The sequence below is a fragment of the Nocardia sp. NPDC052316 genome (assembly GCF_044547795.1).
In the GTDB taxonomy this organism is placed as follows: domain Bacteria; phylum Actinomycetota; class Actinomycetes; order Mycobacteriales; family Mycobacteriaceae; genus Nocardia.
Window position 1 is genome coordinate 575,736 of sequence record NZ_JBIUBB010000007.1, and the last position, 25,711, is coordinate 601,446.

Consider the following 25,711-nt stretch of genomic DNA (forward strand, 5'->3'; position numbering starts at 1 on the left):
TAACTACATCTCGCGCAACGTCCGCACGGCAAGGGCGATCTGCGCGCCATCCACCGCCGCGGCGGCCGGTGCGGTCAGATGCGTCATCGCCAGCCCCTGGAAAAGCAGGAAGAACAGCGTGCCGACGGCTCGCGCCTGCTCCACCGACAGCTCGGGATGAACCTCACGCAACGTCTTCGCCAGATCGTCGTACGCAGTCTGGATGGCCGAGGCCATGTACTCCTGCGACTCGGGCGTCCGCGCGACGAGCAGGGCATTCTCCGCGCTCAACAACAGCGCCTCGTGGCTGCTGTCGAGCAGCTCGAGCAGGCCGGTCCAGGTGGGCCCCAACGCATCCCACAGCGAGGTGCCCGCGCCCCCGGCCCGGATCGCCGCCTCCATACCGTCGCCGACCCCGCCACCGACCGACTCGGCGATCGCCTCGGTGACCAGGCGGTCTTTGGAGCCGAAGTGATAGCCGATGGCCGCGAGGCTCACTCCGGCGGCACCGGCGATGTCGCGTGCGGTGGTCTTGGCGAGGCCACGCTCGAGCACGGCCTTGCGCGCTCCGGCCAGCAGGTCTTCGCGATTTCCCATTCCGCGAGATTACCAGCGTCTTAGACATTTGTCGTAGACGGATGTCTTAGCTGGTCGTCAGGCACCGAATGCGGTGAATCCCGCCCAGATCGCCGAGCTGTCGCCACGGGCATACGACGCCGAGAGTGCCGACCGAAGCGCAGCATGGCCTTCCTCACCCGCCCGCAGTCCGCGATGAAGATCCTCGAGGAAGGTGATCGTCGCGGGGGAATCGAGCACCGGTATCGCGGAGGCGATCACGGTGCGCACCCCCGCCGACAAGAAGACAGCGGGAAAGCCGAGCAGTTCGTTCGGCAGACTCGTCACCGCCCCGCCCACGTCGCAGGCCGACAGGACGATCACCCCGCCCGGCGCCACCGGCCGAATCAGGAACTCGCTCAGCGACACCGGATTCTCGCCGAGCAGCAGCACCGAGTTGAACACCGGCTCCTCGACCAGCACGCCATGGCACGCGAGGTGCACGATGGCGGCGCGCTCGATGCCGTCCAGGAGGCCGCCGTCCGGGTGCGGCGCGGCGGGATACAGGGCCAGATCGTCGGCGATCTCGCGTCGCCTGCTCGGTGCCATGGCTCGAATGCGGATCGGTTCGTCGTCTGGCGTCCGCGCACTGTTCGGCCGCAGATTCACCGAACGTGTCTGGTGGATCGCGGCGACGGCGTCGCCTTCCGGCCCGACCTCGGGCAGGAAGTCAGCACCCGTCGCCGGATCCACGACGACCACCGCGACACGGGAGTCCGGCCGGGGATGCAGGGTGGCGGTGAGGAAGATGCTCGCGTTGGGTACCACGGTCATGTCGAATTCCAGTTGCGCCGGCCGCCCGTCCACCAGCGCGCCGCCGAGTGGCAGCGTGGCGGCCGCGCCGACCGGGGCGAGGGCGAAAGCCCGCATGTCCGGCCAGTGCATGCGGATCTGCGCCAGGGTTGAAGCCCCGAGTTCGGTGAGGATTTCGCTGAGCTCCTCGTGCATCGCCGCGGCACCCGCTCGCCGCTTGTACAGATCGGCGAGGCGAGCCTGCCACGCGTGCACCTGCTCGCTGGTGAACCGAGGCAGGTCGACGCTGACCGTCCGCCCGATGCGTGCGGCGTCGCCGAAGGTGCGGAAAGCGGCGCCGCCGAGCGGGGTCGCGACGACATAGACGATGTCGCGGCCCGAACGGATCGCGGCCACCTCGGTAACGCAGTGCCGCACCTCGGCTTCCAGCGTGCTGCGGTGCGGGGGTGCGGCTTCGACGAGTTTCACCTGCCGGGCCCGGAACTCTTCGAGCCGTCGATTGATCACTCGGGTATCGCGGTCCTGATGGTCCCAGAATTCGCCGGACTCGAGGTCGGCGATCCACCGCCGGTCTTCTTCGCCGTCGTCGAAGAGCCGCTGCGGGTCGGGGTCGACGGCGCGGATAGCGGTCATCACCTGCGTCGCGAGATACAGACTGCCCGAGACGTTTTCCAGCAGCAGCGGCGCGAACGCGGGCATCGAACACCGGTGGTTGGCGTAGGCGCCGAGTTCGAAGACGAGCTGATTGGCCGCCCGCAACGGCATCTGCGTCTCGTCGTTCTGCCAGAACTGCGCCACCGCCTGCGCGTAGGCCCCGGAGTGCATCGTCGCCATCATCGCCACCCGGAACCAATTGCACTCCGGTAGTCGAGTTTCCAGGATGATCGCCCCAGCGCAGCACCTCCGTGCCGATCAATGCCTTCCGCAGCTCGGTACCCATCGTCGGCACGAATTCCAAGACGAATAAATTCAATTCGGCGAGCGTCGCCCGAACCTGCTCCAGCGAATCCGATCCTTCGGCGATAGTGAACTGCTGCCGCAGCTGCTCCACCCGCCGCACCAGCACCGGATCGATCCGGCTCTTCTTCCGCTTGAACACCTGCCGAGCCAATCCATTCGAGTGGGATGCGCTGAGCATCGCTCACTCAGCGCGTCTGTCCACCGCCTGCCACGTCGCCAGGCCCATGCGGCTCTGCGACCGGAAAATCCTGCGAGCTCTGCCGATTCCGGATAATCAACCCCCGTGCATCACGAAAGTGTCTGCGTAGCAACAGCCTATGGACGCGCACCCGAATGCGGTGTCCGCCAAACGACCTACACCTCGACGCGCTCGCCCATGATCACCGTCCGCTGGCCCGGCAAACCGAAGTACTCGGCGGCGTCGGCGGTGATGTACGAGGTGGCGATGAACAGGCGCTTGCGCCACTGCGCCATGGTCGGTGCGGGGCCGCGCTTCAACTCGATCTTCGACAGGAAATAGGACGCGTCCGTCACCGAGATACGCCCTTCGGTGTGCGCGGGGTCGAGCAGGCCCAGTGTGGCCGGAATGTTCGGGGTTTCCATATAGCCGAAATGCGCGGTCACGTGGATGATTCCGTCCTCGGCGTAGCCGAGCGCGTCGATCTCGGTGCGCGCAACATCGGGCACCCGCGGCACCGGAAGCGTGTCGATCGACATGATCACCACGTGCTCGTGCAGCACGCGATTGTGCTCGACATTGGCCCGCATCGCCAGCGGCGCGGTCTCTTTGCCGCGGTTGAGGAACACCGCGGTGCCGGGGACGCGCACCAAAGGTGGCTCATGATGCTGCAATTCGTCCACGAAGGCGCGCAGCGATCCTTCCTTTTCCTCCCGTGCGCGGGTGACGACGTCGCGACCGCGCGCCCAGGTGCTCATCACCGTGAACGCCGTGAGCCCGATCAGCAGCGGCAGCCAGGCACCGTGCACGAGCTTGGTCATGTTCGCCGCCAGGAACATCGCGTCGACCGCGAGCAGCGGGACCGCGCCGAGCAGGACCAGCCACAGCGGGGTATGCCATTTGATCTTGGCGAGGTAGAAGAACACCAGGGTGGTGATGGAGATCGTCGCGGTCACCGCCATGCCGAACGCATAAGCCAGCGCCGCCGAGCTGCGGAAGGCGAACACCAGCGTCAACACCGAGATCATCAGTACCCAGTTGATCCACGGCACATAGATCTGGCCGATGGTCGACTCCGAGGTGTGCGCTATCCGCAGTCTGGGCAAGTAGCCGAGTTGCGCCGCTTGCGAGGCCACCGAGTAGGCGCCGGTGATCACCGCCTGGGAGGCGATCACCGTCGCGGCGGTCGCCAGCAGCACCAGCGGCAGCCGCGCCCAGCCGGGAGCGAGCAGGAAGAACGGGCTGCCCACGGTGCCTTCATCGCCGAGGATCAGCGCGCCTTGACCGAGATAACTGAGGGCGCAGGCGGGCAGCACGAGCCCCAGCCAGCCTCGGGTGATCGCCTTCCGGCCGAAGTGACCCATGTCGGCATAGAGGGCCTCGGCGCCGGTGACCGCGAGCACGATCGCGGCCAACGCGAAGAAGGCGATGCCGAAGTGCCCGACCATGAAGCTCAGCGCATAGGTTGGCGACAAGGCCCGCAGAATCTCCGGATGGCGCACGATGCCGGACACCCCGAGGATCCCGATCGATACGAACCACAGAATCATCACCGGTCCGAACAGCCTGCCGACCGCAGCGGTGCCGCGCCGCTGCACCGCGAAGAGCCCGATGATGATCACCGCCGTGATCGGCACGATCAGCTCTTCCAGGCCGGGCTGCACGATCTTCAGACCCTCCACAGCGGACAACACCGAGATCGCCGGAGTGATCATGCTGTCGCCGAAAAACAATGCGGCACCGAAGATTCCGAGGCCCGCAAGCAGCGTGGCAGTCCGGCCACCGCGCCTACCGCCCAGCCTGCGCAGCAGGGTGATGAGCGCCATGATCCCGCCCTCACCATCGTTGTCCGCGCGCATCACCAGCGAGATGTAGGTCAGCGTGACGATGATCATCACCGACCAGAAGATCAGGGACACAACGCCGTACACGTTGGCCGGGCTGATCGGCACCGGGTGCGGATCGCCCGGGTTGAACACCGTCTGAATGGTGTAGATCGGGCTGGTTCCGATATCGCCGAACACCACCCCGAGTGCCCCGACCACGATCGCCGCCCCCGCCGTCCGACCGCGGTGCGCAGACAACGACGGACCGACCTCGACCCCTGTGCCCATGACGTCTCCTCGCTGCGCGGCCACACACCCATCGTGCCGTGATGGGCCGTGCAGTCACCGTAGCCACGCGGCGAGTCGACGGACCGGCTCGAAGCGCCCGCACACCAGAAGTATGGGCACGACGCTCCCCCACCCGACGACTAGCATCGGAGCACGCTTTGCCGCAAATCGCTGTGTAGTACCGGATGAGGGGCATCCACCGATGACCGAGGTGCTGGCTGGTCGGCTCGCGGACTCGGCCGTCGCGGCGGGCTATCGGTCGATCGCGATGGCGGTGCTTGCGGAGTCGACCGTGGGTATCCGGTGGCGGTTGTGTGTCGGTGAAACGTGGTGCACGGTAACGCCACCGAGGCATCGGCCCCGGTCACAAGGCTGGAAGTTGCACGTCTCCGCTACCCCGGTGTCCGCGCCGACAGTGCTGGCCAACGCGGCGCGGGTGCTCGCGGTGCACGAGTGCGCGTTCAAGTTCGCCGCGACCCCGCGAATCATCGCCGAGCTCAACGGGGTTCGGGCCGATCGGGCTCAGTCGGGCAAGTTCCTCACCGTGTACCCGGTCGACGACGATCAGCTGCGGATTCTCGCGGAGCAACTGCACGAGGCCACCGCCGGACTCGCAGGCCCGGCGATCCTGTCCGATCGCCGTTATCGGCCGGGCAGCCTGGTGCACTATCGATTCGGCTGTTTCGCGGGCCCGAGCGAACTGGACGACACGGGCTTCTACGAGGGACAACTGCGCGCACCGGACGGAACCTCGACCGCCGACGCGCGCAACCCGTGGTTCTCACCACCCGCTTGGGCCGACCCACCGTTCGACCCGCCGGTGAAGAGCGGCCCCGCACGCAAGCGGGGCGACCCGGTGCTAATCGCGGGCCGCTACCTCGTCACCGCGGCGATCCGGCATTCCAATCGCGGCGGCGTCTACCGCGCCCGCGACCAGCACACCGGCGACGAGGTGCTGCTCAAGGAGGCCCGCCCGCACATCGCGGCGGACCCGACCGGGCAGGATGCCAGGGATCGGCTGCGGCACGAGGCAGCGATCCTGCGGCGGCTCGGCCCGACCGGGATCACCCCCGCACTGCGCGACGTCGTGACGGTCGCCGAGCACGTGTTCCTCGTCGAGGATCTGATCGAGGGCACCAGCCTGCAACGCTGGCCCGCGGGGCGGGAGCGCCAGGCCCCGGTGTCCGCGGTCTGGCAACTGGCGCGCGAGCTCACCCAGCGGATCGCCACGGTGCACGAAAAGGGTTACGTGCTGCGCGATCTCGCGCCGAGCAATGTCATGGTGACACCGGACAACATCCCCGTGCTCATCGATATGGAATGCACGGTGCGCACCGATCAGTCGGCGTATATCGCGGGCACACCGGGATTCGGCGCGCCGGAGTACTTCGGTGCGACCGGGCGCGACACCGCGGAGCCGCTGCCCGCGCCAGGCCCGGAGGTGGATTGCTTCAGTCTCGGCGCCACCCTGCTCTTCGTCGCAGGCGGTATCAATCCGGTGCTGGCTGCCCACGCCCGGCCGACCGGGGCGCGCATCGCGGCGATCGTCGAGGCCGCCGCGCCGACCTCTCCCGCGTTGCGCGCGCTCGCCCCATTGATCCTCGGTCTCACCGCCGAGGTTCCGCACCGTTGGTCGCTGACTCGCGCAGCCGCGTTCTTACGATCCGACCCTGTTGCAGGGCAGGCACTTCCGGAGCCAGCACTGTCCGTCGAGAAGATCGATCGCTTGCTGTGCGACGGACTGGCCTACCTGATCGACACGATGACCCCACACAGCAAATACCTCTGGCCGCGCCCGTCGGCGCTGCCGCCGGGAGATCCGTGCAACGTGCAGCTGGGCGCGGCAGGCGTGCTTGCCGTCCTGGACCGCGCGGTGCGCTCCGAAAAGCCATGGGTGACACCAGCACTGGCGACCGCCGCCCACTGGCTCGATCGGCGACTCACCGAGCCGAGCCGCATCCTGCCCGGCCTGTACTTCGGGCGCTCGGGCACCGTGTGGGCATTGCATTCCGCCGCAAAGACTTTGGGCGATGCCGCGTTGGCCGAACGCGCACTGGACTACGCGCTGCGCATTCCGCTCGACTGGCCCAACCCCGACATCTGCCACGGTTTGGCCGGTGCAGGTCTCGCGCAACTCCAGCTGTGGCGGGCCTGCGGTGATCAGCGGTTCGCCGAACGAGCGACGGAGTGCGCCGACCGGCTGGTCCACCTGACGAAAGCGGCTGACAGCCGAGTGGATTGGTTGGCAGGCGCGCAGTTTCGCGACGAACTCGCCGGCTCCGAGTCCTACGGCTTCGGCCACGGCGTCGCGGGCAATGCCGCCTTTCTGCTCGCCGCGGGCCGCGACCTGAAACAGCCCGACCTGATCGAGATCGCGATCGGCGGCGGACACGCGCTCTGCGCCGTGGCCGAACTCGACGGCGACGGCGCGCGCTGGCCGAAGGGACCGGGCCGGACCGATACTCCCGACCTGAACTTCTGGTGCAACGGCACCTCCGGCATCGGCACCTTCCTCGTCCGGCTCTGGCAGGTGACCGGGGAACCGCGGTTCCGCGAGTTCGCCGAACGCGCCGGGCGCACGGTGTACCTGGATCGCTGGCGGCTCGCGACGGGGACCTGCCACGGCATTGCGGGCAACGCCGAGCTGCTGCTCGATCTCGCCGCGGCGACCGGGCAGCCCCGCTATCGGCGGTGGGCGGCGGAGATCGCCACCTGCCTCTACGTCCGGGCCACCGAACGCGACGGCAGGCTCCTGGTCCCCGACGACACCATGCGTGCGGTGTGCGCGAGTTACAACGTCGGGCTCGCCGGCGTACTGGACTTCCTGCTGCGCCTCGGACATGGCGGATCCCGTTCCTGGTCGGTCGACAACGACCCGACCGGTGACGGCCCGCCGTGAGTAAAAGAACACAGAGAATCGCAGAGAAGGAGGCGAATCGTGGAAGCCGACGTCTTGGAGTTGCAAGACCTGCCGGAAACCGAAGAGCAGCCGATGGAGCCGCGGATGTGCTGCCGCAGCCATTACCGCAGCTTCGTATGGGCCGACAGCTACAACTCGACCCCCGAATAGTGTGTCGCTGCCGTGTGGGTACCCGCACGGCAGCCACCGGACCCGCGCCGGGTGCACTTGCCGCCCAGTTCAGCGGCGAAAATTGGGCAACATCCCAACGTTGAGCTCGCTGTTGAGTACGTCTTTACGCACCAGATGCTCGTCGGGGCGGTGTGCGCTAGGCTCCGAATCGCGGCCGCGTTATCACATGATCTGCCCGCCATTCTCGATCTTTCCTGAATTACTTCGAGGAGAACCGCGGCTCGCTGGTAATGCGGCGTGCTCGCCGTCGAACCGGAGATGAGGAGCTTTTCGTGCGTGGATCCCTTGTCCGGCTGTCCGTGGCCGGTTTGAGCGCGCTGGCGCTCACCGTGCTACCGGCCGCCACCGCCGTCGCCGACCAGCCCACACCGAGCGAAGGGTCGTCCGACATCGACGTCGTGCCACCGCCGCCCGGCGCGAACAACTGGTCCTGCCGTCCGAGTGCCGCGCATCCGCGCCCGGTTGTCCTGGTACACGGCACCTTCGAGAATCGCCTGGACAACTGGTTCGCCATGTCCCCGCGACTCGCCGCCGCGGGCTACTGCGTCTACGCGCTCGATTTCGGTCGCGGCCTCGGCGGAACAGTGTCCGGCATCGGCCCGATGCGCGCCTCCGCGCAAGAGATCTCCGATTTCGTCGACCGGGTACTCGCGGCCACCGGCGCACAGCAGGTCGATATCGTCGGCCATTCCCAAGGCGGCGTGCTGCCCCGGTACTACGTGAAGAACCTCGGCGGTGCCGACAAGGTGCACACGCTCGTCGGCCTCGCCCCCGACAACCACGGCACCACCTGGGGTTTGATCGGCCTCCCGATCACCCTGATCCCACAGGCAACGGATCTGCTGTGCCCGTCCTGCCGAGAACAGCTACCCACCTCGGAGTTCATCACCCAGCTGAACGCGGGCGGCGAAACACAAGCAGGCATCCACTACACCGTCATCGTGTCCAAGTTCGACGAGTTCGCCACGCCCTACACCACCGGCTTCCTCACCGGCCCCGACGTCGACAACATCACCCTCCAAGACGTCTGCCCCACAAACTTTTCCGAGCACATGGCCATGACCTCCGACCCAACCACCATCCAATTGGTCCTCAACGCCCTGGATCCCGACCACCCGGCCCCTGTCCCCTGCGGCCTCGGCGCCGGATCCGTACAGACGAGATAGACCCGATCGGCTATCGCGGCCGCACCCGCGATAGCCGATCGCAACCCGGCGACTAACCGGGAATCTGGAAGTCGGCCTTGAAGCGCGGGCCCGGCGGCAGGCCGCGCAGCACCGCGCTGATCCAAGCCACCGCGGGCGGCCAGCCCGCCACCGCGTTGACGACATGTTCGGGCAGCGGCACCGTGAAGAACCGCAGATCCGCACCGCGGTTCCAATAGTCGTTCACCACGGGCAGCACCACGGACGCGGGGATCAGCTCATCCCAGATGCCGTGGAACCAGAAGATCGGACTGTCCGGAATGTGCTGGCCCAGGCTCTGTTCCGCAAGCACCCGCATCACGCCGGGCGCGTTCTCCAAGGTCAGGCCGGGCTGGAAGTAGTCGCTGATCGGCCGGTACATGCCGGACAGCGCCACCGTGTACACGCAGCGGCTCTGCATGTCCTGCAGGATGGCCTGCCCCTCCTTGGTCAGCAGCTTCGTCGCGTCGAACTCCTCGGGGAATTCGCGGGACAAGCCGGCGAAGCCGAGCCACATGGTGAAGTTGCTGATACCGGTGAGTCCAGGCCGCTGTTCGGTCGCGTAGCGCGCCTGCAAGCGCAGGTCGCCAGGAGTGCCACCGATGGCGGTACCCAGCAATCGCACGTCGGGGGCGTAACTCTCCCGCATCTCGGCCGCGCGGATCGACCCGGAGCCACCACCCGAATAGCCGTACAGAGCGATGCCGGAGTCCGAAAGCCCGAGCGTCGCATCGTTTTTCATGGCCCGCAGGCTGTCCAACACCATCTTGCCCTCGTCGAAGGTGTTGAACGTGTTGAACTTGCCGTCGAAGTCGGGCACGTTGATCGCGAAGCCCTGCGCCAGCCAACCCGTCGCCAGCGCCGCCTCTTTCATGGTGCCGACCTGCAACGTGTACGACGGATTGCAGGCCGAGTTCGTCGAGTCGATCGCCTCCTGAAACGACACCACCGGGCGCGCGCTGCCCGTCCAAGGAATACCCGGCGTGATCACCGACGTCGCGGTGGCGATCGGATTATCGTGAATGTCGTTGCTGCGGAACAACAATTGCTTGGTGTCGACCGGGAACGGAATGCCGAGAATGCGGGTCTGCACGCTGCGTGTCCGAATGATCTGCCCGGGCGCGTACGACGCCAGATCCGCCGGATCGGCGTACCACGGGTCCTCGGCGGGCACCGGGATCGGCAACAGGTCGTAGATCTGCGGTTCACTGGGCAACTGCGGCAGCTGATTCTGATCCGGCGGGAACGTCGGATACGGATCACCCGCCGCGACGCCGGCGCTGGACACGGCGAGGCAGAGTGCCGCCAATGGCACCGCTGCCCATGTGAATCTCTCCCCGAACATGCACCCTCGTCTCGTCACGTGTGAACGGCAATCCGAACTCGGGTAAGTACACTCCCGTGCGCGTCGGTCTCGCTATCGACAAACAAACAGAGTCCCCGCCACGGCAGTTGTGCACATCCATAGCGCCCGGAGCCGGTTGCCGATGACTCGGTCCACGAAATCAGGCCGAGAATCCCTTCGATTCCAAGAGTTGGGCGGTTCGCGCCGCCGACAATGTCATCGCTTCCGTCGGGCGCTGCGGGTCGTAGCCGGTGAGTTCGGCTACCCGCGCCAACCGATAGGTAATCGTGTTGCGGTGCACGAACAATAGCCGCGCCGCGGCATTCTGATTGCACTCGTTCGCGAAGAAAACGCCGAGCGTCTCCGCCAATACCGGTTGATCCGCGAGCGGCGCCAGCACCGAGGCCAGTTCGGTGCGCACCGACGCGTCGACCGCTACCGCGTACTCCATCCGCAGATCTTGCCGACGGCAGATCATTTCGCTGCGGGTGAGGCAGCGACCGAGCTCCGCGACGACCCTGGCCTCCGCCAGGGCGGCCGGAATGGCGGATCGGGTCGGCGCGGGCGAGACGCCGATCCACAGCAGTGGCGGTGTCTCGCCGGTGGCACCGGGCGCCAACCGCGCCGACAGCCGCTCGATCACCGCCGCACTGTCACCGCTCGGATCGATCGGAATCAGCGCGGTCCACCCACGGATATCGCGGCGCAGGAACGCACCGGGCAGATCGTGGATGCGCTGCCGCAGACCAGTGAGCGTGCCGGGGCCCGGATCGCCGGGGCGGATGACGGTGACCATGAATGCGTCCGCGACCGGCACCGCCGGATCACCCACCCAATCGACCGGATCGCGCCCGGCCAGTAGGGCGTCGACAATTCCGCGCCTGCGTTCCAGCTCGTCCCACGGCCGTCGGCGGGCGTCCTCGATACAGGCGACCGCGATGCGTGCCGTCATCAGCGAGAGGTACTCCGACAGCGGTCGGCCGATCTCGGCCAGCGCCGCCCGACCTGCCGGTGACGCCATGGTCGGCAGCTGTGACCAGAGGAAGTCGACCGCGGTCCGATAGTTGCGCAGCACCTCCTCCAGCGGCATCCCGTCGTGCACCAGCGATACCGCGCGCTCGACCAGCGGTCGGGTATCGTCCTCGGACGGCTCGTTACCGTCGAGCCAGAACTGGAAGAACAGCCGCACATTCAACTCCGCGGCCGGGACGAAGTCCGCGTCGACCAGCGAGCTCGGCAGTCCGTCGTACACCGGCGACTGCGTGGAGAACCCGTCGACCAGCGCGATCGCATCCGCGAGCAGCCGATCGATCGTGCCGGACCGGCGGGGCGTGCGGTCGAAGGCGGCAACGGTGCCCGCTCTGGTCACGGCAACTCCCAACGACGATGTCTGGTACCGCCCGGCAGGCGCGGTTCAATTAACCCGGTACCGCCGGTAACGCAAATTTAGCAGACCTGTCGCCGCCGTCGAGCGGATTCACCGTCACCGCCAGGGGTCACCACCACCGCCGACGCCGGGTGCTACCCGGCGTCACCACGCCGGCCACCGCCTGCCGCAGCGCCTCGGCGAACCGCGGATCCACCAGGGCCGCCGCGCTCAGCGAACGCTCGGCCGCCGCCCTGGCTCGCGACGAGACCTCGCCGGTCCGCGCCTCGGCGACCAACCGCCCGATCGTCGGGTCGGCGCCGAGCTTGCCGACCACCACCTGCCACACCCGATCGACCGCGAGGTCGAGAGCCTGATCGGTAAGGCCGTTGACCTGCATCCCGGACCGGCGCACCCGGCCCAACGACCAGGCGACGAGGATCTCGATGACAATGTCCATCCCTATCGGCCGCCTTCGTCGTCGCCGCGCGGTATCGGGTCCGAACGGCCGCGCCGGTAGGCGCCCTCGGCGCGGAAACTGGCGGCGCCCCAGACGATCGTCGCGCCGATCGCCAGTCCGACCAGGATGACCAGTAGATCCATCGAACGTCACACTCCCCGTAGTGATCCACGCATGCAGCCATGGTCGCCGCCGTGCGCCGAGCTGGGTATCCGCTGAACGTTCGACAGCGGCGGGCTGGGGCGCCGAACCGGTGCGGGTGGTCGCGGTGGTCGACAGCGCCACGCGGTGCGGATTCGCCTACGGCACGCTGCCCGGTCATCCCGTTTCCGGCGAGCAAGCCTTCATCGTGCATCGGGCCGCGGACGGCACCGTCCTGCTCACCCTGCGATCCCTGACCCGTCAGGCGCCGGATGGACGCTGGCGAGCGGTGTTTCCGGTAGTGCTGCTCGCACAGCGGTACTACCGGGGCCGCTATTCCCGCGTAATGGCGCGCTGACGGGCACTTCCATTGCCACATCGCAGTAGCTGACTCCGCAGCATTCGACCGCCGATTTGTTGCATGCGGGGCGGTCAACCGCCGATTTCCAGCTGAAACCATGTTTGACGCCGCTAGAACAGGGGAATTGCCCCGCTGTAGCTGATCGACCGTGCCATAACGCGGGCGGGAATACACTACGAATACAGGAGCGCAACGCTGATATCGCCAACCGACAGTTCGAGTTCGACCAGGACGGGATAACAGCCGGAATCAGCCTTTACCCGGGGCAACACCACCGGGAGTTTCGGGCAAGCGCGACCCTCACCACCGATCACGTCCAGGCCGAAGGCACGTTTTAGGGACCGAATCGCCGCACCATCAGCGGCGGACCGGCCGCGCTTTGTCGGCTCGCGCATCGCACTGACGAATCGAGGAGATCATGCCTGAAATGTTGGATACCCATCGAGGAAAGACCCGGCGCCGCACCTCGCTCACGGTCAACGTGCTCGCCGCACTCGCTTCGGGGCTACTGGCCGCGACCGCGGCGCCAGCGGTAGCCGACCCGTCCGCGGACGCGGTCAATGCGATCGACGCGCACTACGCCGAGTTCGGCGGCTCGGGATCCTTCCTCGGCGCCCCGCTCGGCCCGGCCACCGACGTCGCCGGCGGTGCCGAGCGCGCCTATCAGGGCGGTGTCATCTACTACTCGCCGAACACCGGAGCCAAGGCGATGTACGGCGAAATCCTCGTCAAGTACAAGTCGCTTGGCGGCCCCAGCGGTCCACTGAGCTTCCCCACCAACGACGAGTCGGGCGCGGGTGACGGCGTCGGCCGATTCAACGACTTCGCCGAGCCCGGTGGCGCCGCGATCTACTGGAAGCCCGAAACGGGTGCCTGGACCATCAAGGGCAAGGTGCTCGACGCATGGCGCGAAAGCGGCGGCGTCACCGGGCCTTTCGGCTACCCACGCTCGGACATGACCGTCGACGACGGCGTCGCGAGGGCCAACTTCGAGGGCCCCGGCGGCACCGAGATCACATGGTCGGAGAACAACGGTCTAGCGACGCAGCCCCCGGAGCTAGCCGCGTCCCTACCGGGCTTCCGCGCCGACGCACCTGACGTCGCGGTACCCAACCCGGTGCCGAACCCCGACACCGAGGCGACCACCGACTCCGACGGGTCCGGCATCAACCGGTGGTGGGGCATCCCCATCGGCTTGGCCATCACCGCCGTCGTAGCCGGACTGCTCGCCATGCTCGGCAGGCGCAGGCCGGACACCACCACGACCGTGCGCGGCGCCCCCACCCCGGGGACCTCGGCAACGGCGGCGGGCCGGCAAGGGTTCACACCGTCGCGCACCGACGCGACAGCCACCGGACAGCGCGGTACCGCGAATGTCTCAGGGGCACATGAGATGCACCGCGACGCACCAACCACGCGCCGCTAGACCGGAAGCACACCACCACGGGAAAGGAACGACAATGGAATGGTTGTTGGGTGTACTAGGTGGTCTGGTCGGCGGGAACATGGCCGGCGCGGGCAAGGGTTTGGGCCCCGTCGGCAATACGGCCGCGGGTGCCGTCGGTGGCGGTGTCACCGGCGCGATCATCCAGGCGGCGACCGGTTCGGGGTTGGATCTCGGACAGGTCATCGGGCAGGTCGCCGGCGGCGGTGTCGTCGGTGCGGTACTGACCGCGGTGCTGGCGATGTTCGCGAAGAATCGGCAGACCACCGACCGGGTGGTCCGCTGATCTCGGTGTGACAGCAGAATTCCCGGCGATGCGGCCGCTTTCGGCGGTCGCGTCGCCGGGAATTCATATGGCGGAGAACGTTACTCGTGCAGACTCTCCTGCAACCGATCGAACTCCTCCTTGGTCATCTCCTCCGGTGACTGCTCCGGGAGCCGCCTGGTCTCGACGCTGTCCTGACCGACGTTGCCACCGTCGTACACCACCGAGGCCCAGTTGTTCTGGGCTTGCAGCGAGGTGTAATTCCGGTCGTTGTTGACGCTGGTCCGCACGCCGGAGGTCTGGATGCTGCCGTTGCAGTTCCAGTCGATCGGCTGGTCCGCCGCACCGGTCCGCTTGCGGGTGTTGTCCGGGCAGAAGTACACCGTCCGCCAGCCCGCGGCCACCGGCCCGAGGCCCTGCCGCTCCTGCAGCGAATTCTCGTTCAGCGCAGGCGGATTCACGCCCGAGTAGCCGAAGTTCGACGTGCCGTCGGTCTTGGGCACACCGGAGAACTGGAAGCTGTAGTTCATCACGCTGAGGTAGTTCGGCTTGTAGTTGACGTGGTCGACGCCACCGTGTTTCAGCCCGAGGTTGTGCCCCAATTCGTGGATGAACGTGCCGACGTTGCCGTCGTCACCGGGATTCCAATTGCACTTCGGTCCGAGCGAGACCACGAAGGTGTCCGCCGGGATGCCCAGCGAGATACCGCTGCTGCAACCGCCGTTGTAGGAATCCGCCCAGATCATGTAATGGAAGACCCGGGCACGCGCGGCGGCGAAGTTGCTGCGTTTGATCGCCGCGACCTGACTGTCCACCGGCGACAGGTCGGCGTCGTAGGGCACCTGGTTGCCGCCGCCGAGATCGTAGGCGGTGCCCCTGGCGTTGCCCGCATCCAGATGGATGGAGATCCCGGTGCGGCCGTCGGGGTTGGTGACCGGCGCGTTGGCGAAGACAGCGACGACCCGATCCAGGGCCGCGGTGGTCGGCAGGCGCCCGTTCATGTAGTCCATCTCGACGAAGATGTCCTTGTGATTCGGATTCGCGCCCATCTTGGGCAGGTCCACGTCGATCGTGCCGTCGCCGTTGGCGTCGTAGCCGTTCTTCTCCCAGGTATCGGGCAATCCGTCACCGTCGGTGTCGACCGCCGCGGCTTCCGGTTGGGCAGCCACGGTGGCCGGGGTGAGGACCGTCCCCAGTCCGGCTAGCAGCGCGAGGCAAGCAATGAAAGTTCTTCTGTAAGGCGACACCTCGAACTCCTTCCGGATCGCTCTCTTGGGGACGATCCTGTAATCCGGCCGATCCGAATTGCGATGGTTATCTATCCACCCGAGAATGGTTTTCGGGTGGTTGTGTTGCGCCGGCTATTTCCAATCCACCTGCGGGGAGCGGTAGAAGTTGATGCCCTGCGCGGTCCAGATCGGGCCCTGCTTGGCGAGCCGTGCCCGATACTTGTCCCAGTTGTGCGTCGCCGCGGGCGACCAGCCGATCTCGGCGATGCCCGACAGCCGTGGGAACGCCATGTACTCGATATCGGCGCTGGTCCGCAGCGTCTCCGACCACAGCGGCGCCTCGACACCGGCCAGCTGGCTCTCCGAAACGCCGGGCAGGAAGGTGGCCGGATCCCAGTCGTAGGAGTCCTTCACCTCGACCAGGCCAGCCCATTGCAGACCGAGCTTGGTGTCCTTGTTGTACTTCATATCCAGGTACGCCTTGTTGGCAGGCGACATCAGGATCTTGTTGCCGCGCTTGGCCGCTGCCGCGACATCGGCGTTGCTCCTTGCCGGATCCCAGTACTGCGGGATGGCCGAGGTCGGCGGGTTGGTCACCACGATGTTGTGCCAGCCCTGCGCCTTCTTGTCGTAGGTCGCCAGCATCGGGGTGACCTTGTCGAAGAAGGTCTTGTAGTCGGCGTCAGAGGTGGCGTGCGCCTCGTCGCCGCCGATGTGGATGTACTTACCTGGGGTCATCGCCGCCACCTCGCGGATGACGTCCTCGACGAACTTGTAGGTGATGGGCAGGCCGATGCACAGCGAGCTGTAGCCGACCTCGATATCGGTGCGTGGCGGCACCGGCTTACCGTCGCAGTTCAATTCGCCGTACGACGCCTGCGCGGCATTGGTGTGGCCCGGCATATCGATCTCGGGAATCACCGTAATGTGCCGGGACGCCGCGTAATTCACGATGTCCTTGTACTGCTCCTGGGTGTAGTAACCACCCGGGTCGCCGCCCACCGCGGTCTGGCCGCCGATCTCGGCCAGCCGGGGCCAGCTCTTGATCTCGATACGCCAGCCCTGATCGTCGGTCAGATGCAGGTGCAGCGTGTTGATTTTGTATTGAGCGATCTGGTCGATGTAGCGCTTGACCTGATCCGGCTTGAAGAAGTGCCGGGCCACGTCGAGCATCGCACCGCGCTGGCGGAAGCGCGGGTAGTCGAGCACTTTTCCGCCCGAAACGGTCCAATCCCGTTTCTGCACAGTCGTCTTGTTGATATCCGCCGGGAACAGCTGGCGCAGCGACTGCACGCCGCCGAACAGCCCGTCGGTGGTGTTGGCCTTCAGCTTGACGCCGTTTTTGGCCACGTGCAGCTGATAACCCTGATCACCGACGCGTGAACCGGCGTCGCCGAGTTCGAGGGTGATCGCGGACTTCTTGCCGAGGTCGTACCGATCGACGACCGGTATGGGAAAACCCGTGGCGGGCCGGAGCAGGCCGGCCAGGTAGTTCCCGACATCCTTGGCCTGATGTTCGGCGCGGATCACGGTCTCGGCGGTCAACCGGAAGTTCGAGCCGGGGTCCGGCTTGGCTTCGACGGGGACCGGCACGATATCGGTGACACCGCGTTCTGTTGTTTGTGGATTGTCGGCGGCGTTACCTGCCGAGCCGGGCATGACGAGCGTGGTCAAAGCCACTACTGCGCCGAATGCAAAGGGATATAGGAACTTCCGCATAGCGTACCTCCGGTACAACTCGAGGGGGCACACAGAAGTATGGATCAGCGTGCAAGATCTGAGTGGGGACCTTCCCAACTGGGGATATAGGCCGAATTACCATTCAATGAACACTTGATCCGGGTGGCGGACAGCTCGTCGGCCGATAATTTCCCCACTTCTACTGGGGAGCTCCGGGTTGCTTTTTCGTGCCATGATTCACCCCGGTTGTTCGGACATCGGCGGTAGGACATTTTCGTGCCCGGCAACGACTTCCGTCGATTACGGATGATCGGAACTCGCGGCGGCGGTGCCGCAGGGCACCGCCGCGCTAGACCTCCCGAGGGATTGGTGCGCCGATGCGAATATCTGGACCAACTGCCGTGTCCGCGCTGGTATTGACCGGGTTGGTGCTGTCGGGGTCGGCCGCGCACACCACGCCACGCACCACCGACGGCCTGCTCGCGTCGTCCATCGGCGCTTCCGACCCGGGGACCGATCAATCGATCGTCATCGGACCGGAACCCACGCAGCAGCAACTGATGACGCCGCCGATCGACGAGGAATCGCTGGTCGACGGCACCGTCCCGCTGCACAACGTCGACCTGCCCAACGTGCCGACCCGCGGCATCCCGGAGATCGCGCTCGCCGCCTACCGCAACGCCGAACTGAGTTTGCAGTCGTCGACGCCCAATTGCGGGATGTCGTGGCATCTGCTGGCCGGCATCGGCAAAATCGAATCGAACCACGCGGGAAACGGGCGCACCGACGCCGAAGGCACCACCCGCGGCATCATCTACGGCCCGGCACTGGACGGCACCCTGCCCGGCAACGAGATCATCCCGGCCGCCGAGGGTGGCTACGTGCGCGCCGTCGGCCCGATGCAATTCCTGCCCGGCACCTGGGCAATCTACGCCGCCGACGGCAACGGCGACCGAAACACCGACCCCAACAACATCTTCGACGCGGTACTCGGCGCGGGCAAATACCTGTGCTCCGGCGATCTGGATATGCGCGATCAGAAGCAAGAGCTACGTGCGGTGTTGCGCTACAACAACTCCCTCGAGTACGCGTCCAAGGTGCTCAGCTGGTCCAACGCGTACAAGACCGGCGGCGCCCCCGCCCAGGGTGAGCTCGCCCCCATCCCGGACAGCACCCCCGACGGCGGCATGCCCGAAGGCGCGGGCTCGAGCATGAGCGTCGGCGAGACCGTCGTCGCCGATCCCGCCGCGCCACCGGAGGAAACGCCCGCACCCGAAGCGACACCCGATCCCCCGCCAGCGGACGCACCCGACACCACCGTTACCACTGTTCCTCAAAACCCAAGGGCAACACTGCAACTGAAGATCCGGGTGACGATCAACATCCCCGGACGAGCACCGATCCCCTGCGGCATCTTCTGCCCGCCTTCAGCCCTGCCGAAGCCGCCTCCCATCCCGGTGCCGACCAGCCCCTCACCACGGCCAACTACCCAAACCACCACTCCCACAACAACACCCAGCACAACCACGCCGACCACCGTCGCGCCGACCACACGCCCGCCCGCCCCGGCTCCCTCCACGACGACACAATCCACCACCCAGCAGCCGATCGCTCCACCGCCAGCGACCACTGACCGAAAGCCGCCCCCCACCACACCCAAGCCGACAACCCAGGCCCCGCCGAAACCGCCGGCACCTCAACAGTCCGCTCCCCCACCGCCACCCCAACAACAACAAGCCACGCCTCCACCAACCACACCCAATCAACAACCCGCCGCACCGGCCACCCCCGCACCTCGACAACCAGCACCACAACAACAACCAACTCCCCCGCCCCCACCGCAGCAGCCCGCCGCCCCCGCACCGTCGCAACCAATCACTCCACAACCTCCACCCGCACCGGCTCCGGCACCACAACCGGCCGCCCCACCCGCCACCAAACCCCAACCAACCACGCCGGTTCCAGTAACCCCCGCCTCCAAACAACCAGCACCGCCCGCGGCACCCAATTCCCGACCAGCACCGCCCGCGGCCCCCGGCTCCCAGCCAGCCCCGCCCGCCACCCCATCCACCAAGCAACCTCCTGCCAACCAGAAGCCACCCGCCCAGGCTCCCGCACCCCCAACCACCACCATCCAGCCACCCACACCCCAGCCCTGACCGGCCGGCTACTCCCGACGAATCAACGCAACCCGGGCCGACACGGCTGCTGATCGACCAACATCAGGGCCGCCAGCCGTCTCCATCGACTCGGCCGACTGCCCCGCATCCTTCCCAATGCCCACCACCTGGAACTCGCCGAATCAGGCCATCTCCCGAACCTGGAGCGCCCCGAGGAGACGACGGCCGTTCTGCTCCGATTCCTGCAGAACTCAATCCCAACCCACTGAGCAACCGCCGCCCATGGGCAGGCTCACCACACCGTCGGTGAAAATAGGGTTCACCTGGGGGTTGTTCCCGATGCGGGCGCACCCGGCACATCCGTAGCGTCGATGCCATGTTCGATACGGCCCGCCGTCGATTTCGCGACGTCACAATGATTTTCGCAGCAGCCGTGGCTGTCGCGGCGATGCCGGCGTGCACGCCGTCGACCAACGCTCCCGAGCGGGCGGGCGCGGATCGTGGTGGGGGAATCGAGGTGGTCGCCCAGAAGCGCCTCGACGAACGCGCAGTCGATCTCACCATCAGATCGACTGCCCTCCCGGAGGACGCCCAGGTCCGGCTGCTGACCCCGACCGGCTGGCACAACCGCACCTCTGGCCGCACATGGCCGGTGCTGTACCTGTTGCCCGGCGGCGACGGCGACCATACCGGCTGGACCACCGACACCGCGGTCGCCGACATAGCGCGGCTGCGAGATGTTCTGGTCGTGATTCCGGGAATGCCGATGTTCGGGTTCTACAGCGACTGGTATGCCGGCGGGCCGAATGTCGAGTCCTTCCACCTCGACCATCTGATTCCGCTGCTCGAACGTGACTTCGGCGCGAGCGGGAAACGGGCGATCGCCGGCATCTCCCAGGGCGGCTACGGTGCCCTGAAGTACGCCGCCCACCGGCCCGGCATGTTCGGCGCCGCCGCGAGCTACAGCGGCTGGCTGGACCCGCTCCGACGCCCCGAGGTGGTCCTCGGCGCTGCCGGGTTCCTGGGAATCGACGGCTCCGCGTTATGGGGCGACCCGGTTCGTAACCGCGCGCAATGGATGGCCAACGACCCCTACCATCTCGCGGACAATCTGACCGGAATCCCTCTCTACTTGTCCAGCGGTGATGGCTCCCCCGGCGAATTCGACCCCCCGAACCTCCCGCGTGAATCCCTTTTCCCTGAAATCGACCGGCTCGCAGACGAATTCCCCGACAGCATGGTCGACCCGACGGAGGCGGTCATGGGTGAGAGCACCCGGCTGACCGCCGACCGGCTGCGGGCATCGAACGCCACGGTGACCACTCACTTCACCACCGGCACCCACAGCCCGCCGTACTGGAACGACAACTTCCACCGCTCCCTGCCGATCTTGCTCGATGCCCTCGGGATTCGATAGACGACCAGCCAGACCATGAATACCGCTGGTAGAGAACGGAAACGGGTGGAGCATGGCCGGGCACCGTGGCAAGCTGCACGGCATGACTGTCTCCGGCCCCAAGGCGAATCTGCACCGCTATCTGCGTTCGGCCCGCGAGGCCATGTTGTGGAAGCTCGATGGCCTGTCCGAATTCGACGTGCGTCGTCCGATGACACCCACCGGCACGAACCTGCTCGGCTTGGTGAAACATCTCGCCGGCGTCGAGTTCGGCTACTTCGGTGACACTTTCGCCCGTCCCTACCACGAGCCCATGGCCGAGTACGACTTCGAGTCCGATCCCACGGCCGATATGTGGGCCACCGCGCAACAGTCGCGCGAGGACATCATCGAGTTCTACCGGCGGGCCTGGGCACATGCCGACGCCACGATCGAGACCCTCGACCTCACCACCGAAGGGTCGGTCCCGTGGTGGAAGGAAGAGCACCGAACCGTCACCCTGCACCAGATCCTGGTGCACGTGACCGCCGAAACCCACCGGCACGCCGGACACGCCGACATCCTCCGCGAACTCATCGACGGTGCCGCAGGCCTGATGGACGGCAACGACAACATGCCGACCACCGACTCGGCCCGGTGGCAGCAATACCGAGCCGAGCTGGAGAAGATCGCAAAGCACGCCGCCGGACTCCCCTGACCCCTGCCGACCTCACGAAGGCGCACCCATCGACCCGAGTCGCCCTACCCAGCAGGGTATTCCGCGCACACATCACCGATATCGCTGCGGGCAGCCAGAAGTGCCGTGAGTCTCTGGTGGCGATTGCTTCTGGCAGCTGTCATCGGTTCAGGACCGAAATACTCCCTGCCCGTCGAAGTTCAGGCGTCTGATTCCGACGCCGCCGTTGGGGCATGGGAGAAGGAGGTCGGTTGATGAGGGGACTACCAGGGCGGAGATGGTCTTGCCTGCCAGGGGGCCGCTGGTCACTTTCAGCGCGATTTTGATCGTCGAGAGACTGGAGAGGTCGACATCGAAATCCACTGTGCCTGGTTCGGTTTGCATCGTGTGCCGGTTGACCCAGGTCATCGTTCCCGAACCGAAGAAGCGGGTCTGCGGGCAGCCGTTGACGTTGATCGGGTCGACGGTGATGACCCACGAGACGTACTGGGGGTATTGGCCGTTGGGGGATGTGCAGTTGCGGTATGCGCCCATATAGATGCCGGTGACGGCGTTGTCCACCACCCCGAACTCTGCCTGAGTGCCCGCCTGACAGATGAGGTCGGGAAGCGGAAGTTGCGGAAGGTCCGCGTGGCTGGGTCCGGGTTCGGCAGCGTTGATTCCGATCCCGAGGGCGACCACGGCGGCGATGGAAGCCATCCGCCGCGCCATCTGCGCCCGGACACCGGGCTCGCGACCACTGAGCCGGCCGCGCAGTAAACGAGCCATCGAACGCCACCTTCGCGATAGTCACCAATGGAATACAGCCCGCGAGGAACACCGGGAACTCGATCCGGACCGACAACCAACGCCGGCACAACAGGACAAGTCACCTATGACAAACATAAACCTACTTCGTCCGGTTTCACCGCAGTCCACACCGTTGACCAGCAGTTGATCTCGCGAACGGTCGACCGACGAGCGAATCAATCGTTCACCCATCGCCATTGGATGGTCGACCACGGTTGCGCTTGCGGAAGCAGTTCATCGACCGCGGCGACGACACCGGGCCATGCCGACGGAATGTAGTCGTCGCCGGAGAGCCAGCCGCCAGGCCGCACTTTCGGCCGCCACGCGGTGATGTCCGCCACCACACTGTCGTAGTCGTGCCGGGCGTCGATGTGAACCCATGCGAGCGAGGCGTCGGCGAACAGGGTGGCGGTGGACTCGGAGTCGCCGACCACGATCAGTACCCGGTCGGCGAACCCACACGCGATGACATTGCGGTGCAGCAATCCGGCGAAAGTACCGCCACCGGCGGAGACCGCTGAGCCGTGCGCGTTGATCCCACGCACTCCCTCGGGTCCACTTCCGCGGCAAGTATCGACTCCGACGACGGTGCAAGACTTACCGCTGTCGTCCACCACCTCCGCCAGGGAGCACAAACTACGACCGAGATAGTTACCGACTTCGACGAAAGTACTGCCCTCTGGAAAATGCGCGACCGCTTCTTCCTGCGCGTCTCGCCACGTGAACCAGCCGGGTATGTCCTGCCAACGCTGCACGGAGACATCGGTTTCAGGTTTGCCTGGATTCGACAGCATGCCCCCGACGTTACGATGCGCCCCGGATCCTGCGCGGCACTTCGCGCATGCCGACCGTCCAGCGCGTCGGAACCACGCATGCCGAATTGCCTGCACCCGCAGAGAATCCCGAGTGCGCCAGAAAACTGCGGATCCGCCGGTTATCGACAGCGTCGGGAAATCACACGGCCGCAGCGAAGCAGTCGTAGGCCTCCTGGCTGAACAGGACGAACCGCACCTCGCGCACTGCGGTGTCGGCGGCGCGCACAGTCTCGACCGCGATGCGGGCACCATCATCGATCGGCCAGCCGAAAATCCCAGTAGAGATGGCCGGGAACGCCACCGTTTGCGCACCCAACTCGTCTGCCACCCGCAGTGATTCGCGGTAACAGGAGGCCAGCAGCTCGGAGCGATCGTGCTCCGCCGACCACACCGGCCCGACCGTGTGAATCACCCACCGTGCGGGCAGGTTCCCGCCGGTAGTCGCGACGGCCTGCCCGGTCGCCAGCCCCTTCCCGTAATGCGACGCCCGCAGGTCACGGCACGCGGACAGGATCGCCGGACCCCCCTTACGGTGAATGGCCCCATCGACGCCCCCACCGCCGAGCAATGAAGAATTCGCGGCATTCACCACAGCATCCACGTCCTGCTCGGTGATATCGCCGCGGACCAGCACAAGTTCGACCATGGCGACATTGTCGCGACTCGCCGCGACCCGGCAAAATCCGTACGGATACCCGCGCAGTCTCGATGCTCGCCGCAGCCGAACCGCGCTCGCGGATCGGGTGCCGGGTTATCCGACGTGCAGGTCCACCTGTCCGGAATCGACCTTCCAATATTTTCTGTTCAGCTGCGCGGTACCGGTGCCCTCGGTGTACGGCACGAGCACTGGCAGCCCGTTGGTCGGTTTCAGCGGAACGGACCAGGTCTCGACCCGATCCGTGCATTGCAGGATCACTCCCGGCGGGGAGCTGGTCAGCTGGATTGTTCCGCTGCCGTTGGTATCCATCTGCGCGGAGACGTCGAGATAGCCGATACCGCTTTCGCACCGATAGGTGCCGGTGGCCTGCAAGCCGTCGAGCGACGCCGTGAGCACGGAATTCAACGTGATGAACTCGTCCTCGGGAGCGGCGCTCACCGATGTCGAGCCCAGCATCGTCGTCGCAACCCCCGCGACCGCGACCAGCGCGTACCTCGTACCGAACATCGGCCGACCTCCTGACCATCCAATGCCGCGAGAAATCGACTTCGATGGTAATTGGGCCCAACCCCGCGTCCGGACCGATTCCCACAATTACCCTTCCGACCAGGAAGCGGTCCCAGCCAGGCTGCGCTTCGGCCGACTCCGCCGTTTCACGGATGCATGCGTGCACCTTTGAACGTCTTGCCCACCACATTGCGCGGTCCGTACACGGCGATGCCGACGAGGTCGAGGTGATCGGTGCCGACCGCGCGCACCGCGGCACGGTTGTCCCGATCGTTTCCGGTGCTGAACAGGTCGGAGGTGAACACCGCCGTGCGCAGGCCGCGCGCCAGCGCCTTGCTGTGCGCGCCGCGCAGCACCTCCTTGCCGCCCTCGAAGACGAGTACGGGCTGACGGAACATCGGCAGGTAGGTCGTCGCGTCCGCGTCCTCGTACGGTTCCCCGATCACTTCCGGTTGCGCCGTGCCCAGACCGCTGACCAGAAAAGCCGTCACGTTGAGCCGCTGCCAGGTCGGTAGGTCCTCGCGCAGCAGTACCCCGATCTTGGTGTCGAATCGCATGTTCTCCATGCCGATGACTCTTCCGCTGTCGGGCCCGCCGAGGCTTGTACGATCCTGGCATGGTTGCCGGCAGCTCGGGCGAGCAGATCAGGGCCTGGCAACCGCGGGTACCCGGTATCGTCGAGGTCTTTCACGCCCGCTTCGTCGGGCACGTCTACCCGATGCACGCCCACGATTTCTGGACGCTGTTGATCGTCGACGACGGGGTGATTCGCTACAACCTGGACCGGCACGAGCACGGCGTCCTCGGCTCGGTGGTCTCGCTGCTGCCGCCGCATGTTCCGCACAACGGCCAGGCCGCGACCGCGCAGGGGTTTCGCAAACGGGTGCTGTACCTCGACAATGCCCGGCTGTCCGAGGCGATGATCGGTTGTGCCGTAGACACTCCCACCTTCACCGACCCGCTGCTGCACCGCCGCATCCGTCAGCTGCACGGGACGCTCGCGCGCCCCGGCGACGAGCTGGAGGCCGCCAGTCGCCTCGCTCTCGTCAATGACCGTCTCGGCGATCTGCTACGCGGCACCGATCCGCCGACTCGACGCCGAGATCCGGGGCTGGCCCACCGACTGCGCGAACTGCTCGATTCCCGTACCACAGAAGGCATTTCGCTCACCGAGGCCGCGACAGTACTGCACGCCGATCCCACCCACCTCATCCGCGCGTTCAGCCGCGAGTTCGGAATGCCACCACACCAGTACCTGATCTCGCGCCGGGTCGATCGCGCCCGTCCACTGCTGCTGAGCGGCATGCCCGCCCGAGATGTGGCCGCCGCCACCGGTTTTCACGACCAGCCACACTTGATCCGACACTTCAAACGCATCCTGGGCACGACGCCCGGACAGTACGCACGCAGCGCGGACGGCCCGACGCTCGGCTGATACGGCATCCAACCGAACATCCAACCGCCGCAACGCTGCTCCTCGACGCGGATCCGGCCGAGCATGGACCGACTCGGTCACCACGGTCGCGGCCCCCTTGTCGCAACCAACTGGTTGCGATAAAGTATCGCAACCAGATGGTTGCAATAC

Annotated in this window: 23 protein-coding genes and 1 pseudogene; 10 read left to right on the plus strand and 14 right to left on the minus strand. The window is 66.4% G+C overall.

Features of this window, described 5'->3' with window-relative positions; translation table 11 throughout:
* Window positions 1-3: 3 nt before the first annotated feature.
* The 3 genes from ACIHA7_RS34080 to ACIHA7_RS34090 form a co-directional block, all read right to left on the minus strand.
* Window positions 4-576: a TetR/AcrR family transcriptional regulator gene (locus tag ACIHA7_RS34080; RefSeq protein WP_397295375.1), complete on the minus strand. Its 573-nt coding sequence runs from the start codon at window positions 574-576 to the stop codon at window positions 4-6.
* A 57-nt stretch (window positions 577-633) separates the two neighbouring features.
* A complete protein-coding gene (locus ACIHA7_RS34085; RefSeq protein ID WP_397295376.1) occupies window positions 634-2,181 on the minus strand; it encodes a CHAT domain-containing protein in 1,548 nt (515 codons plus the stop codon).
* 480 nt (window positions 2,182-2,661) lie between these two features.
* Window positions 2,662-4,599 carry a potassium transporter Kup gene (locus ACIHA7_RS34090; RefSeq protein WP_397295378.1) on the minus strand — a complete coding sequence of 646 codons (1,938 nt, stop codon included), beginning with the start codon at window positions 4,597-4,599 and terminating at the stop codon, window positions 2,662-2,664.
* Window positions 4,600-4,801: 202 nt separating this feature from the next.
* Between ACIHA7_RS34090 and lanL the strand changes: the two genes are divergently transcribed.
* The 3 genes from lanL (at window position 4,802) to ACIHA7_RS34105 (ending at window position 8,856) form a co-directional block, all read left to right on the plus strand.
* Complete coding sequence (gene lanL / locus ACIHA7_RS34095) at window positions 4,802-7,498, plus strand: class IV lanthionine synthetase LanL (RefSeq protein ID WP_397295380.1); 2,697 nt, start codon at window positions 4,802-4,804, stop codon at window positions 7,496-7,498.
* A gap of 39 nt (window positions 7,499-7,537) precedes the next feature.
* Window positions 7,538-7,669 carry a hypothetical protein gene (locus ACIHA7_RS34100; RefSeq protein ID WP_397295381.1) on the plus strand — a complete coding sequence of 44 codons (132 nt, stop codon included), beginning with the start codon at window positions 7,538-7,540 and terminating at the stop codon, window positions 7,667-7,669.
* 293 nt (window positions 7,670-7,962) lie between these two features.
* Window positions 7,963-8,856, plus strand: a complete 894-nt coding sequence (locus tag ACIHA7_RS34105) for an esterase/lipase family protein (protein ID WP_397295382.1) — start codon at window positions 7,963-7,965, stop codon at window positions 8,854-8,856.
* A 52-nt stretch (window positions 8,857-8,908) separates the two neighbouring features.
* On the opposite strand, the gene ACIHA7_RS34110 is transcribed toward ACIHA7_RS34105, so the two are convergent.
* From ACIHA7_RS34110 to ACIHA7_RS34125, 4 genes are all read right to left on the minus strand, one after another.
* Window positions 8,909-10,219, minus strand: a complete 1,311-nt coding sequence (locus ACIHA7_RS34110; protein WP_397295384.1) for a lipase family protein — start codon at window positions 10,217-10,219, stop codon at window positions 8,909-8,911.
* A 160-nt stretch (window positions 10,220-10,379) separates the two neighbouring features.
* Window positions 10,380-11,588: a PucR family transcriptional regulator gene (locus ACIHA7_RS34115; RefSeq protein WP_397295385.1), complete on the minus strand. Its 1,209-nt coding sequence runs from the start codon at window positions 11,586-11,588 to the stop codon at window positions 10,380-10,382.
* Window positions 11,589-11,715: 127 nt separating this feature from the next.
* The gene (locus tag ACIHA7_RS34120; protein ID WP_397295386.1) at window positions 11,716-12,045 is read right to left on the minus strand and encodes a hypothetical protein; all 330 of its coding nucleotides are present in this window, start codon (window positions 12,043-12,045) and stop codon (window positions 11,716-11,718) included.
* Between the two features lie 2 nt (window positions 12,046-12,047).
* Window positions 12,048-12,188 carry a hypothetical protein gene (locus tag ACIHA7_RS34125; protein ID WP_397295388.1) on the minus strand — a complete coding sequence of 47 codons (141 nt, stop codon included), beginning with the start codon at window positions 12,186-12,188 and terminating at the stop codon, window positions 12,048-12,050.
* A gap of 89 nt (window positions 12,189-12,277) precedes the next feature.
* On the opposite strand from ACIHA7_RS34125, the pseudogene ACIHA7_RS34130 reads away from it, so the two are divergent.
* The 3 genes and pseudogenes from ACIHA7_RS34130 to ACIHA7_RS34140 all read left to right on the plus strand — a co-directional run.
* Window positions 12,278-12,544, plus strand: a pseudogene (locus ACIHA7_RS34130) (DUF1990 family protein); the annotation flags it as partial.
* 421 nt (window positions 12,545-12,965) lie between these two features.
* Complete coding sequence (locus ACIHA7_RS34135) at window positions 12,966-13,973, plus strand: LGFP repeat-containing protein (protein WP_397295389.1); 1,008 nt, start codon at window positions 12,966-12,968, stop codon at window positions 13,971-13,973.
* 34 nt (window positions 13,974-14,007) lie between these two features.
* Window positions 14,008-14,277, plus strand: coding sequence for a hypothetical protein (locus ACIHA7_RS34140; protein WP_397295390.1), 270 nt, complete (start codon window positions 14,008-14,010; stop codon window positions 14,275-14,277).
* Between the two features lie 80 nt (window positions 14,278-14,357).
* On the opposite strand, the gene ACIHA7_RS34145 is transcribed toward ACIHA7_RS34140, so the two are convergent.
* Both ACIHA7_RS34145 and ACIHA7_RS34150 read right to left on the minus strand, forming a co-directional pair.
* Window positions 14,358-15,503, minus strand: a complete 1,146-nt coding sequence (locus tag ACIHA7_RS34145) for a hypothetical protein (RefSeq protein WP_397295392.1) — start codon at window positions 15,501-15,503, stop codon at window positions 14,358-14,360.
* A 114-nt stretch (window positions 15,504-15,617) separates the two neighbouring features.
* Complete coding sequence (locus tag ACIHA7_RS34150) at window positions 15,618-17,165, minus strand: beta-N-acetylhexosaminidase (RefSeq protein WP_397295394.1); 1,548 nt, start codon at window positions 17,163-17,165, stop codon at window positions 15,618-15,620.
* 401 nt (window positions 17,166-17,566) lie between these two features.
* Between ACIHA7_RS34150 and ACIHA7_RS34155 the strand changes: the two genes are divergently transcribed.
* From ACIHA7_RS34155 to ACIHA7_RS34165, 3 genes are all read left to right on the plus strand, one after another.
* A complete protein-coding gene (locus ACIHA7_RS34155) occupies window positions 17,567-19,324 on the plus strand; it encodes a lytic murein transglycosylase (RefSeq protein WP_397295396.1) in 1,758 nt (585 codons plus the stop codon).
* A 337-nt stretch (window positions 19,325-19,661) separates the two neighbouring features.
* On the plus strand, window positions 19,662-20,702 hold the full coding sequence (locus ACIHA7_RS34160; protein ID WP_397295397.1) for an alpha/beta hydrolase: 1,041 nt from the start codon (window positions 19,662-19,664) through the stop codon (window positions 20,700-20,702).
* Between the two features lie 82 nt (window positions 20,703-20,784).
* Window positions 20,785-21,378 carry a DinB family protein gene (locus tag ACIHA7_RS34165; protein ID WP_397295398.1) on the plus strand — a complete coding sequence of 198 codons (594 nt, stop codon included), beginning with the start codon at window positions 20,785-20,787 and terminating at the stop codon, window positions 21,376-21,378.
* Window positions 21,379-21,525: 147 nt separating this feature from the next.
* Here the strand turns inward: ACIHA7_RS34165 and ACIHA7_RS34170 are convergent, their stop codons facing one another.
* The 5 genes from ACIHA7_RS34170 to ACIHA7_RS34190 form a co-directional block, all read right to left on the minus strand.
* Window positions 21,526-22,125, minus strand: coding sequence for a hypothetical protein (locus ACIHA7_RS34170; RefSeq protein ID WP_397295400.1), 600 nt, complete (start codon window positions 22,123-22,125; stop codon window positions 21,526-21,528).
* Between the two features lie 197 nt (window positions 22,126-22,322).
* Entirely contained in the window at window positions 22,323-22,940 is a 618-nt protein-coding gene (locus tag ACIHA7_RS34175) for a class I SAM-dependent methyltransferase (RefSeq protein WP_397295402.1), read from the minus strand.
* Between the two features lie 160 nt (window positions 22,941-23,100).
* Complete coding sequence (locus ACIHA7_RS34180; RefSeq protein WP_397295404.1) at window positions 23,101-23,607, minus strand: O-acetyl-ADP-ribose deacetylase; 507 nt, start codon at window positions 23,605-23,607, stop codon at window positions 23,101-23,103.
* 105 nt (window positions 23,608-23,712) lie between these two features.
* The gene (locus tag ACIHA7_RS34185) at window positions 23,713-24,126 is read right to left on the minus strand and encodes a hypothetical protein (protein ID WP_397295405.1); all 414 of its coding nucleotides are present in this window, start codon (window positions 24,124-24,126) and stop codon (window positions 23,713-23,715) included.
* A gap of 146 nt (window positions 24,127-24,272) precedes the next feature.
* Window positions 24,273-24,692: a DUF2000 family protein gene (locus ACIHA7_RS34190; RefSeq protein WP_397295407.1), complete on the minus strand. Its 420-nt coding sequence runs from the start codon at window positions 24,690-24,692 to the stop codon at window positions 24,273-24,275.
* Window positions 24,693-24,742: 50 nt separating this feature from the next.
* Here ACIHA7_RS34190 and ACIHA7_RS34195 point away from each other — a divergent pair, with 50 nt between their 5' ends.
* The gene (locus ACIHA7_RS34195; protein ID WP_397295409.1) at window positions 24,743-25,561 is read left to right on the plus strand and encodes a helix-turn-helix domain-containing protein; all 819 of its coding nucleotides are present in this window, start codon (window positions 24,743-24,745) and stop codon (window positions 25,559-25,561) included.
* Window positions 25,562-25,711: the final 150 nt, after the last annotated feature.